The 11,847-nt window shown below is 41.2% G+C and carries 14 protein-coding genes; 4 read left to right on the forward strand and 10 right to left on the reverse strand.

Features of this window, described 5'->3' with window-relative positions; all coding sequences use genetic code 11:
- Positions 1–165: 165 nt before the first annotated feature.
- The 10 genes from WKT00_RS11730 to WKT00_RS11775 all read right to left on the reverse strand — a co-directional run bounded on the left by WKT00_RS11730 (position 166) and on the right by WKT00_RS11775 (position 8,183).
- Positions 166–2,361: an AAA family ATPase gene (locus WKT00_RS11730; RefSeq protein ID WP_340263802.1), complete on the reverse strand. Its 2,196-nt coding sequence runs from the start codon at positions 2,359–2,361 to the stop codon at positions 166–168.
- Between the two features lie 2 nt (positions 2,362–2,363).
- On the reverse strand, positions 2,364–3,950 hold the full coding sequence (locus WKT00_RS11735; RefSeq protein ID WP_340263803.1) for a DEAD/DEAH box helicase: 1,587 nt from the start codon (positions 3,948–3,950) through the stop codon (positions 2,364–2,366).
- 2 nt (positions 3,951–3,952) lie between these two features.
- Positions 3,953–4,393, reverse strand: coding sequence for a hypothetical protein (locus tag WKT00_RS11740; RefSeq protein WP_340263804.1), 441 nt, complete (start codon positions 4,391–4,393; stop codon positions 3,953–3,955).
- 18 nt (positions 4,394–4,411) lie between these two features.
- Positions 4,412–5,545: an ATP-binding protein gene (locus WKT00_RS11745; RefSeq protein ID WP_340263805.1), complete on the reverse strand. Its 1,134-nt coding sequence runs from the start codon at positions 5,543–5,545 to the stop codon at positions 4,412–4,414.
- Entirely contained in the window at positions 5,545–6,858 is a 1,314-nt protein-coding gene (locus WKT00_RS11750; protein ID WP_340263806.1) for an AAA family ATPase, read from the reverse strand. The genes WKT00_RS11745 and WKT00_RS11750 overlap by 1 nt, the downstream gene beginning before the upstream one ends.
- An 85-nt stretch (positions 6,859–6,943) precedes the next feature.
- Positions 6,944–7,174 (reverse strand): hypothetical protein, encoded by a 231-nt coding sequence (locus WKT00_RS11755; RefSeq protein ID WP_340263807.1) that lies wholly within the window; start codon positions 7,172–7,174, stop codon positions 6,944–6,946.
- 16 nt (positions 7,175–7,190) lie between these two features.
- The gene (locus WKT00_RS11760; protein WP_340263809.1) at positions 7,191–7,385 is read right to left on the reverse strand and encodes a hypothetical protein; all 195 of its coding nucleotides are present in this window, start codon (positions 7,383–7,385) and stop codon (positions 7,191–7,193) included.
- 5 nt (positions 7,386–7,390) lie between these two features.
- Complete coding sequence (locus tag WKT00_RS11765) at positions 7,391–7,717, reverse strand: hypothetical protein (RefSeq protein ID WP_340263810.1); 327 nt, start codon at positions 7,715–7,717, stop codon at positions 7,391–7,393.
- A 3-nt stretch (positions 7,718–7,720) separates the two neighbouring features.
- Positions 7,721–7,945 (reverse strand): hypothetical protein, encoded by a 225-nt coding sequence (locus WKT00_RS11770; protein WP_101696078.1) that lies wholly within the window; start codon positions 7,943–7,945, stop codon positions 7,721–7,723.
- A gap of 49 nt (positions 7,946–7,994) precedes the next feature.
- On the reverse strand, positions 7,995–8,183 hold the full coding sequence (locus WKT00_RS11775) for a helix-turn-helix domain-containing protein (RefSeq protein ID WP_101696079.1): 189 nt from the start codon (positions 8,181–8,183) through the stop codon (positions 7,995–7,997).
- Positions 8,184–8,398: 215 nt separating this feature from the next.
- Here WKT00_RS11775 and WKT00_RS11780 point away from each other — a divergent pair, with 215 nt between their 5' ends.
- From WKT00_RS11780 to WKT00_RS11795, 4 genes are all read left to right on the forward strand, one after another.
- Positions 8,399–8,782: a helix-turn-helix domain-containing protein gene (locus tag WKT00_RS11780; RefSeq protein WP_101696080.1), complete on the forward strand. Its 384-nt coding sequence runs from the start codon at positions 8,399–8,401 to the stop codon at positions 8,780–8,782.
- A complete protein-coding gene (locus tag WKT00_RS11785; protein ID WP_340263811.1) occupies positions 8,766–8,981 on the forward strand; it encodes an ImmA/IrrE family metallo-endopeptidase in 216 nt (71 codons plus the stop codon). The genes WKT00_RS11780 and WKT00_RS11785 overlap by 17 nt, the downstream gene beginning before the upstream one ends.
- A 78-nt stretch (positions 8,982–9,059) precedes the next feature.
- A complete protein-coding gene (locus WKT00_RS11790) occupies positions 9,060–10,394 on the forward strand; it encodes a DUF4041 domain-containing protein (RefSeq protein WP_340263812.1) in 1,335 nt (444 codons plus the stop codon).
- Positions 10,395–10,566: 172 nt separating this feature from the next.
- Positions 10,567–11,709 carry a tyrosine-type recombinase/integrase gene (locus WKT00_RS11795; RefSeq protein WP_340263813.1) on the forward strand — a complete coding sequence of 381 codons (1,143 nt, stop codon included), beginning with the start codon at positions 10,567–10,569 and terminating at the stop codon, positions 11,707–11,709.
- Positions 11,710–11,847: the final 138 nt, after the last annotated feature.

Genomic DNA, 11,847 nt, shown 5'->3' on the forward strand with positions numbered 1-11,847 from the left:
TTATTTATCCCCCTTTAGGGGGATAGTTTTCCCCGCAACACGGGGATGACCAAAATTTGTGTCTTCCCCTCACTCACTGCCCCATTGCGGGGAAGACTGGTTTTTCTGTCTTCCCCGTCATGTACTGTATTGCGGGGATGTCTGAAATTTGTGTCTTCCCCGCACTCACTTCTTTTTCACATATCCGTCTTCAATAACATATTTCCCGTGCTCTTTTATACGATCTCTTGCTGTCCTTTCAGAAATCCCAAGATAATTTGCCACATCTTTTACTCTCGGCGAATCACCAAAGTCACTATTTTCAATGGCGTTTTCAAGTGCTTTTTTTCGCTCTGCTTTCCGCTCATGTGCATTCTTCTTATTATTTTCAGAACCTCTTTTCCAACTTGGAGTATCTGTTTCTGGTTTGATATCTTTTAAGGCTCCAGACGGATCCATGCGGTGAATCGGATAGTCAAACCACAAGTTTACCGGTTCAAATTTAGGAAACTCCCTTAATGTTCCATCAATTCTCCATGCTGTTTTAGACCTTGCAATAGATACTTTCGCATCGATCTGAGCCGACAAATCAAGCATCTGATTTCTTGTCAAACGTCTCCTGCAATAGTCCATCATCTGCACCTGGCTGCATAAATCATCCTGGGACAAATCGTCTTCCCACTGATAATGAGCATCTAAATAACACTTACACGCTTCACACACAGCATCATTCTCTTCCCGTTTTCTTAAAGCATCTGTGATTTCTAATTCAATCAAGTCCAGCATAGCGTCCGGATCTCTTGCAAATACTCCGGAACCCGAAGCTCTGTCCATAGATTTCTTTCCACCTTGAGCACCCTTGCTATGGTGATGACAGTAAATCACTGCACACCCTAACTCAGTACAGACTTTATCAAACTGATTACAAAACCTGGCCATCTGATCAGCGCTATTTTCATCCCCCGTAATTACCTTGTAGATCGGGTCGATAACGATTGCTACATAATCTTTTTTAGCCGCTCTTCTGATGAGCTTCGGTGCCAGCTGATCCATTGGCACAGACTTTCCTCTCAAATTCCAGATATCTATATTGCTAAGATTTCTCGGAACTATTCCATGTGCTGTATACACGTCCTTAAATCTGTGCAAACAGCTAGCTCTATCCAGTTCCAAATTTACATACATTACTTTGCCTTTTGCACATTGCCATCCGAACCATTTAACGCCTTCTGCGATTGCAATGCACAACTCTATCAAGGCAAAGGACTTTCCGGCTTTTGATGGTCCCGCAATCAGCATCTTATGTCCTTTTCTCAATACATTTTCAATGAGCGGAGGTGCAAGTTCTGGGAGTTTTCCCCAAACATCCTCTAAGGTTTCAGGATCCGGAAGATCATCATTAACGGACTCAATCCATTCCTTCCACTCTTCCCAACTCTCTTTCCCGATGTTCGTATCGACAATATATTGTTTCTTACCATTACGTTCAAAGCCCGGGAGTCTCGACAATCTAGACGGATTTTTATTCTGCGTATCTACTTTCAAGCCATTTTTCTGGCAGATAGAATAAAGATAATCCACCCGTTTCCGATACTCTGAATAATCTGCAGCATCGACTCGCACAATCGCATGCAAGCTTTTTTTCCCAGAAAATACCAAGCATGCTACCGGTAATTCCAACTCTCGAATGATGGCGTTCTGCTTCTCAATGGTCATATCATCGGACTCTACAAGAGCATATCGAAACTCTGTTACGTTTTCATTTTTACAACCATTGCCATCTAAAGGATTGAAACGTATCCAGGCACCTGCTTCCTTGTTATAATCGCCGAGAACAGCTCCGATATCGCCATTGCATTTATTCAATTGTTCAATCAGCTGTCCGGCAGTTCTGTCACAATTCCCTTTCTGTGGAAGCCAGCGTTCCTCGTTTTTCCAACTACCTGTAACATAACCCACATTCTCACCAGCTTCGAACAACGTCTCCAAATAACGAACGATCTCATGAACAGGGTTCCATTTTTTAGGCTCAGTCACTTCTTTTTCTTCCACCCAGGAAGCATCTATGATAACGCCATCTGTACTGATTTCATCGTCCCAGTCTAAAGCATAAGATAAGGAAGACGGACTCCATCCACGATCTATTGCAAGCTGCACAATAGTTCCAGCTGTAACCGGAACAGAGGAACCGTGAAAGCTGTTCCACTTCTTCTGACACTCTCCAACATGATATCTGGAATCATTCCGACTCCAGTCATCCCAAACATCAAAAGAATACCCTTCATGTTTTAACGCCATCCCAACATTAACCCACTCCTGATAATTGAGCTCTGCTGGGTTTAATTTCTCTAGTATGTTTAATAAATCTGTATGTTGTTCCATAATTAGCCTCTATATTCTGCAGGATTGATATCATATGGAATTCTCCAGCCATTCCCTGCTATCCGATCAATCAAATGCTTTGCTGTCTCAAATTGCCATGTTCCTACATGCTGAAACCCTTTGCTTTCTAAAAATCGAATCTGCTTCGGGGTCGTAAGTCCCTCTTTTCGTCTTTTATCCAAACGTTCAAGAATTTTAGACGCTTTTCCAGCATTATCAATCTCATCCGGCATAATGCCAAGTTTTTCCAGCGCCTTCTTTTGTGCATCTGATGGAGGTGCCATTTCCCATCCAAAAGCAGGAACATAGCCAGCAAGATCCTGCGCCTGTATTGACATTTCAAATTGCAACGGATCTACCAGTTTCCGCTTTCTTCTCTTCATTTCAGATAGCTGTTTTGCAAGAGCTTCTTCTCTCTGAGCAACCACATCATCAGCTGCGGTCTGTTCAGCTTCTTCGATATCCATTGGACAACCAGCTTCTTTTTCAAGATTTTCCGTCATTTTCTGTGCAACTTCTTCGCTCTCACAAATCAAATGTGCCGGATGGCATAGTTCATGCCTTTCTGTATGCCATAAAAAATCGAGTAATAAAAGATGGTCTTTTCCGGTTTCCGGAGATAACCTGGTCCCGCGACCTACCATCTGACAATACAAGCTTCGCACCTTTGTTGGACGAAGTACTACAATACAATCTACGCTGGGACAATCCCACCCCTCCGTTAAAAGCATGGAATTGCATAAGACATTATATTTATCTCTATCAAAGTCCTCTAAGATTTCTGCACGATCTTTACTCTCACCGTTCACCTCTGCAGCACGAAATCCTTTTGTATTTAAAAGATCTCTAAATTTTTGACTTGTTTTCACGAGCGGTAAAAACACTACTGTTTTCTTATCTGCACAATATTTTTTCATTTCCTCTGCAATCTGCTCCAGATATGGGTCTAATGCTGTTCCAAGATCTCCTGCTTTAAAGTCTCCGGACTGTACTCCTACTCCAGTAAGATCCACCTGTAAAGGAATGGTTACTGCCTTAATAGGTGACAAATAGCCTTCCTTAATTGCCTTGGGCAATGTATATTCATAGGACAAGTTTTCAAAAACAGAACCTAAATTTTTCATATCTCCACGGTCAGGGGTTGCAGTCACCCCCAACACTTTAGCATCATGGAAATGATTCAAGACTCGTTGATAACTGTCTGAAATGCAATGGTGCGCTTCGTCGATGATGATCGTGTTAAAGTAGTCATCGTCAAATCGATTCAACCTGCTTTCGCGCATAAGAGATTGAACAGAACCTACCGTGATACGAAACCAACTCCCTAAGCATGTTTCTTCTGCCTTTTCAGTCGCACATCCAAGACCGGTAGATTTTCCTATCTTATCAGCAGCCTGTTCTAAAAGTTCTCCTCTGTGTGCAAGGATCAAAACCCTGTCACCTTGGCGAACACATTCTTCCGCAACTTTTGCAAATACGATTGTTTTTCCACATCCGGTAGGAAGCACCAATAAGGTTTTCTGAATACCTTCGTCCCAGGAACGAAAGATAGCTTCCTTTGCTTCTTGCTGATACGGTCTCAATTCCATTTTTAGAATGCACCTGCCTTATAGTCCTTTTTCTTCTTCGGCAGCCATTTCTTCACATGGTTATATTTCTTGGTACTGTCTTTCTGATCTGTTCTGACTTCAATTGTCGCACGTCCAGTAGCTTGCGGAACCATGTTCCAATTCATGCGTACTCTTCCATCTACTTCTTCTGCTCCAATAGACAAGAAAAACTCTGCCAACTTCCATTGCATCTTGTCATACAATAGAAGACTTTCACTGATCACAGTAGAGTCTTTTCCGTTCGTTGCGCGGATTTTCAGCAATGCTCTGTTGCACGGAGGAACCTTGTCACTTCCCTCGTATCGTCCGCGCTCAAACGTTTCGATTGTGAAATCATAATCTCCGGGCTCTAAGAGCGTAAATTCTTCGCCTTTTTCAACCTCTTCGTCCCAACCAAGTTCTTTTCCTCTAATATCGTTCATCTATATGTCCTCACTTTCTTATTCATTAAAAGGAATTTCCTGCTTACTACGGATTTCCTTTATTACTCCTAACACCTGTTTCCATGCTCCTATCAATACGCCATCAATGAAATCTGATGGAAGATTTTGAAATGGCGTGCCACGAGGGAAGTATCCTCTCTGATATACAGCCTCCATAACTTCATCTTCTGAAACCAAATAAGGATACATTAAGTCTTGCAAAGCCTTTGGAATATGATCCGGTATATTAAATACCTCGCTCTTTGCTGGATTCTGCTTTGGCTTTTCTTCTATCTGCTCTCCTGTGTTATAGTCAACAGTTTCATCTACATTAGCTTCCGGCAGACTCATGAAGTCTGGAAGTTCTGTCTTTTTCTTCTTAGTATCTTCATTTTTTACCGGCTGTGGCTGATTGTTTTTATTTGCTTCTTCAATAACAGGCGCTATCACGCTGTAATCCATCTCACATTCTTCCGGGAGTCCGTACCTATTTTTCGCATCCCAGCAAGGATGATGAGAAGTATACATCGTTCTCTTTCCACCCTGCGCTTTATGCTTTTTCCCGTCTTTATCTGTGGCGATAGAAAACGTTTTGTAATTACAAAACAAAAGCATATCTGCCCATTCTTTTACCAATGGAGACGTTTGCGACTGAGTCTTTTTTCCAAGCTTTAACTCCCACCGGTCATAAGCTCCCAACTCATCAGGCTGTTCGAACTTCCGAAGCTGGGCATGTGCAGTCAGAACAACATTGACACCTATTTCAATCAAATCAGAAAGTCGGTTCAAAAACCGTCCAAACTCTTCTTTTACATATACATAACCATTTCCATAACCAAAATCTTCGATTCCTTTTTTGTTATGTGTTGAGCAAATATGCTCTACGCATAACTGTTCTGCCCAGTCAATGGTATCTACGACAAGCGTCTTACAAGCGCCTGGCGCGTTCTTTATATAATCTATTTCTTCTAATAAAAGCATCCAACTGGTAGGACGTGGCAATCTTGCCACATCCATGCTTGATGTACTACCTTCCGTATCGATGAACACTGCATCCGGAAACTTGGATGCAAAAGTAGATTTCCCAATTCCTTCCGGTCCGTAAACCACAACTTTTTTTGCTCTATTGATTCTTCCTTTCGTTATCTCCATTAAAACTCACCCGCTTTCCAAGATGGCGTTATGGGCTCTTCTAATACTTGTCCTTTCACATAACCATCTTCAATGATAATGCTACATTCATCGCCAGTACTTACTCTTGTAGCAATTGCCTGTAATCCTTCCTGTTCCAGCCATGCCCCGAATTCATTTAATGTCTGCATGTCCATCTGTTCCAGCTTATCCAGCAATACAAAACCGCATTTGGGATTCAGTTTTCTAACAATGGCTGTAGAAACTTTCATACGATCAGAGCCAGACATGTTATCCCACTTCTGCCCCTTATAAATCAATTCTCCATCTTTTACAGATAACTCTGGAAGCGGCAGTTCTGCTGAGTTTAAAAGATCTGTCTTGGCTTTTCTCTTATCTTCAATTTTCTGTGTAAGTGCAGCATACTGATTTTTATACTCAAGTGCATCTTCTTCAGCCTTATCTTTATCGAGATTTGCACGGACTTTCCGGTTAGTCTCCTCAATATTGGCAATGCTTTCTTCCAGCTCTGCTGTAGACTCATCCTGTAACTCTGTAACTGTTTTCATTGCAATCTCTTCATCTTTAACAGCGTTATTATAATCAGACAGAATAGATTCTTTCTGTTTTTTCAAGATTTCAATGTTCTTATCAATACGCTGCATTTCATCGAAAAGATTATGCTTCGTCTGAGTGATACTGTTAAGCCGATCTCTCTTTCTCTGGTTTTCACCGTTTCTTGCAAGGATCTCCTGCTGCTGTTTAATCAGATCAGATGGAGAGACTAATTCTTTCGGAGCTTCCGGATAGTAGACCTGTTCGTCAGCATACTTCTTTTTCTGGTCTGCAATCTGACCAATAGCGAGCCTCTGATTGTACAGCTCTTTTTCTTCCTTATCCAAAACAGACAGCTGATCTCCGACTCCGATAATCTTAAGAAGCGTCTCTGCCTTTTCTTTTCCAGAAGCTTCCATAAACTTAGGCAGATCTAATGCTAACTGTTCGACGAACTCGTTCAACAGCTGTTGCCCACCCTTGTTCCCTTTCGGATCCGTTACCTTAAGGCTACTGTTTTTGCCTTTACGCTCCACAACAAGGCCATTGTTCATAACAATATGTAGATTAGGTGGAATCAATGAACCATGTCGCTGAGCTTCAGACGGACGATACTTTTCTCCTCCCAATGCCCAGGCAATAGAATCCAATACTGATGTTTTGCCCTGATTATTATTGCCTCCCACGATAGTCAAACCATTTAAAGTAGGTTCTATCTTAACAGCTTTAATTCGTTTGACATTTTCGATTTCTAACTTATTAATTTTTAAGCTGTTCATTTGACTTAACTCCTTTACTTCGATATAATTTAATTGAATATTTTACTAGGCGCCCGAGCTTGCCGGCTCATTTAAGGGCGCTTTTTTAGACGCTGATATGAAAAATATCGAGCATAGATTTAGCGATCTCAACTATATCTGGATCAAACGGCTTCTTGCCAGACAGATGGTCACAAAGCATTGTCGCAATGTTCACCGCCTCTTCAATTGCTTCAAATTCCTGTTCGCCTTTCAGGCCATGCTCCGTGCAGTACTGGTCGACGGCCAAGCCAATCAAAAGCACGATATCGCTCTCTGATAACACATACTTCTTCAATCTTTCTACCTCCTTCTTATTTTGCTAGTGAAAAAATCAGCTGCAGCTGTTCTACTGAAAAGCATCTATGCTTGTCCTGATTACACAGCGCATCTGCGATCTGGCACTTCCTTGATATGTAACTCAGGCTTCTAAGATCAATGCTCTCTTTAAACGCTCCCAAGAACTCCTGAAATTCACTATCTGTCATAATCGTTGCCACTTCGTGCATCTTCCTCACCTCCTTAAAACGGCCCCGCCATCCGGCAGTAGATCAATATTGCCCCTGCGATCATGCTGCCGAACACCAATCCGAACACGATGCCGATCGCGATCTCCTTCACGTCTGTGATCAACTTTCGCTTCAGCTGCTGCGGTCCCTCGTTTTCGAGCCAGTCGCATATCTTTTTCTGAATCCTTATCTGCAGCCTTCTTCTGAAGACTCTGAACCGGCGTCTTCTTGATCTGATCCTCTCCTGTTTCATAATCCTTACACGCCATGCCCCTTGACCGATCCTTGTCGTTACACCGATGCCTTCTCCAGCATGATCTGCATCCTTGCATGGCTTATTCCTCCCCTCTAATTCTTTTTTCCAGCTCCTCCATTGTGATACCTAGGTATTTGGCAAGTTCCGTTGCTATCGTATGGTATTGGAACTGTGTCTTCCCTCTTTCTGGCGGGACAGCCCGTACAAACGTCCAAATATTCTCCCGTGCATTATGCCGGAGTCTTTGGGGTGTACAGCCAATAACTCTCGCCACGGCTGCTGCATTGGTAATAATTAAATTCACGTCTACACCTGCCCTTCCGTCCTTTTTATCGGACAGCTTGTCTGATACTCTACTCTAAGAAGTATTCGATAGATACGCCGAAGTAATCAGCTAGAATTTTGAGTTTATCTGCACCAAGCATTTTGATTTTTCCTAGCTTCCAATCAGACAACAATGATTGAGCAATTCCTGTATCTTTCGATACTCTATACGGAGTTTTGTCTGATTCTACTAAAAGTTTCTCAAATTTTTTGTACACTATTGCACCGCCTTTCCGTACTTTTTTAATTGATATTACTACGGAATTATGATATATTTTATTTACCAGATAAATTATATTTTCCGTAGTATACACTTGAAAACTACAACGGTTTTCTTGTGTATGCTCATACTATACTACTGTTTTCCTTTTGTGTCAATATTTTTGCACCGGGTTTCTTTAGTATTTATGTTTTTATGAGAGGTGAACAAATTATGTATGAGATTTTTAGTAAATTATTACAAGCACATGGAATTACTCCATATAAGGTAAGTAAAGAAACTGGAGTCTCTCAATCAACTTTGAGTGATTGGAAAAGAGGGATCAGTACGCCAAAACAGGACAAACTTCAAAAAATAGCTGATTATCTTGGGGTTTCTTTAGATTATTTAATGACAGGTGAAGAAAAAGAAAACGATAGATATTATCTGAACGATGAAACCGCTAAAGTAGCGCAAGAAATATTTGAGAATAAGGAACTAAGAGCATTGTTTGACGTCCAAAGAGATATGGAACCGGATGATCTAGTCGCCTTACACAATATGGCTCTTGCTTTGAAACGAAAGGAACGTGGAGGAATTGATGATACAGGATGTTAATGTTGTATTTTTAGATTTTCCAAACAAGGGTAAAGAAATGGTAGTAGAAAATGAAGACGGAACCTACACCGTTCTTATTAACGCCAGACTAACCCACGAACAGCAATTAAAAGAGTACTTACACGCGATCGGGCATATATTGTCCGAAGATTTCCAAAAGGAAAACGTGCAGAGCATAGAAGTATCCGCACATAAATAGAAATTAATTGATATGAACTCATGTGGTTTATATAAGAATATGTAAGGTCGGTCAAAAGAGGAAAGAGAGGAAGAAACTATGGGACTTGGAGATATTTTCAAAACCGGACAATTTAAAACCGAAATTGAAGATCTAAAAAAAGAAAATACTCGTTTACAAAGCGAATTAAGTCATGCACAGTCCTTACTTACACCGGAAATGCAAGACGCACAAAAGCTTCATACGCTCATAAGTGAGCTGCAATCTAAAAAAATGTCTTTGGAAAACAATATAGAAGACATTGAAGCAGATATCTCGCGCCGTGTATCCAACATTAACAATCTTGACACAGAAATAATGAACCGAAAAAAGCAGATAATTGATTTAGATGACGAGATTCTTGTGCAAGAGTTTGGTCTATATCGACCACATTATAGTTTTGCAAACGCTCTTGGGTACAAAGACGAATTATCGTTGATACGCTCAAAGCAAAAAGTCCTTATAAAAAAACAAGATGCTGTTTCCGGAAACACAAGTTGGCAAGTAAACGGAAGTGCTTCAAAAGGACAAAAATTAGTTAGAGATACACAAAAGTTGTTACTTCGTGCATTTAATACCGAATGCGATGAGCTTATTTCAAAAGTAAAATATACTAACTACGAAGCATCTTTAAACAGAATTTACAAATCCGCATCTGCGATTTCTAAACTCGGAACGATTATGGATATTTCTATAAAACCTGCCTACTTAAATTTAAAGATCGAAGAGCTGCAATTAGCCTTTGAATATCAGCTAAAGAAACAAGAAGAAAAGGAAGCGCAGAAGGCTGCTCGTGCAGAACTTCGGGAAGCTGCCCGACTCCAAAAAGAAATTGAAGCCCAAAGAAAGAAGATCGAAAAAGAACACACACATTACCAAACAGCTTATGAACATCTTTTGAAACAATTAGAGCAAGCTCCCGATGACACAGCGCTTTTGGCCAAAAAAATAGATCTCGAAAACCAACTAAGCGATATTGATAAAGCGATAAAAGATATTGATTATAGAGAGGCTAACCAAAGAGCTGGATATGTATATGTAATATCTAACATCGGAGCATTTGGTCCAGACGTGTACAAAATCGGCATGACAAGACGACTTGATCCGCAGGATCGCGTCGATGAGCTTGGAGACGCATCTGTTCCATTTAACTTCGATGTGCATGCCATGATTTTTTCAGATGATGCCCCAGCACTGGAAACCGCATTACATAAGGCATTTGAAGACAGAAAACTCAATATGGTAAATACACGTAGAGAGTTTTTCCGCGTTACCCTTGATGAAATCAAAGAGGTTGTGAAGAAAAACTTTGATAAAACAGTAGAATTTATTGATGTACCAGACGCAGAACAATACAGAGTAAGTTTGAAAATGCAACAAGAAGCAGCTAAATAAACAAAATAAAAACCGCCCCAGTGCTACCAACACTGAGACGGTACGTAATCTCCGAAGAGATTCCTATATTTGGCAGATATATTGTATCATCTTCGGGCAGCCTACGCAAGAGAACGAAAGTTCGCTGGCTGCTATTTTTGTACCCATTTTTTTAAAAAAAGGAGGCAATCTTATGGCAAAACGAAAGAAACACCCTAGACTCCCTAATGGTTATGGACAGATCCGTTACTTAGGCAAAAACCGGCGCAACCCTTACGGAGTCTATCCGCCCGCCACAGATGAGTACGACAGTGGGCAGAAGAAGCCACCAAAAGCCCTGTGCTACGTTAATGATTGGATGGTAGGTTTTGCAGTTCTGACAGCCTACAAGACCGGGACCTACGAACCTGGAATGGAACAAAGTCTGACAGAATTGACGCCTTCTGGTGATTCCACCCTAATCAACAAAATACTGGCAGATTACAGCCGATCAAAACCCGTGAAGGAAGCTCCGTGCAGTCCTACGTTCTCAGAAGTTTATGAAAAATTTTATGATTGGAAATTTAACGGGAAGAGGAAATATAGTCAATCCAGTATCGACAGCTCACGCGCTGCATTCAGGAATTGTTCGCCCATCCACGATAAGCCTATTGATCAGATCGGATACGATGAACTACAGGAGATTCTTGACACTTCTGTACTCAAGCATTCCAGTTTGGAGCTTATGCACTCCTGCATGAAACAAACCTTTAAGTTTGCGCTGGCGCAGGGAATGATCGCGAAGAACCCAACTGAACTTCTGAAAATCAACATCGAAGACGACGATGAGCACGGCGTTCCATTTACGAATAACGATCTGAGAATACTATGGGAAGATCGGGATAACGGCGTTGCTCAAGTGTTACTGATCATGTGCTATTCCGGATATCGGATTGGCGAGCTGTCCGTGATCGACGTCGATCTAGATTCCAAATCATTCTCAGGCGGATTAAAAACACGCACAAGCAGAGGCAGAATTGTACCTATACATTCTGCAATACTCCAGATAGTGTCAGGAAGGATTAAGGAATACGGATCAATAATGCACATGTCTAAGCAGAATTTCAGAAACTTAATGTATTCATACATTGAATCTATCGGAATCGAAAGGCACACCCCACACGATTGCCGACATACATTTTCTAGACTGTGTGAAGAATATTCCGTTAGAGAGAACGACCGCAAGAGACTGCTCGGTCACAAGATCGGAGATATTACGAATGATACCTATGGACACAGGGAGCTGAAAGATCTAAGAGAAGAGCTTGAAAAAATCCCGTCTCCGAATTTGTTGTAAACGTGTTGTAAACGGATCCGCTTTTTCCGCATTTTTCCGAATCTAAAAAAGCCGCTTAAAAACTCTCAAAACAGCGTATTTTCAAGGGTTTCAGCGACTTTTCCCTATAAATAAAGTGTTTTCTCAAAAAGCGCATTT

The organism is Dorea sp. ICN-14282 (genome assembly GCF_037890115.1).
GTDB classification, from domain to species: Bacteria; Bacillota; Clostridia; order Lachnospirales; family Lachnospiraceae; genus Dorea_B; species Dorea_B phocaeensis.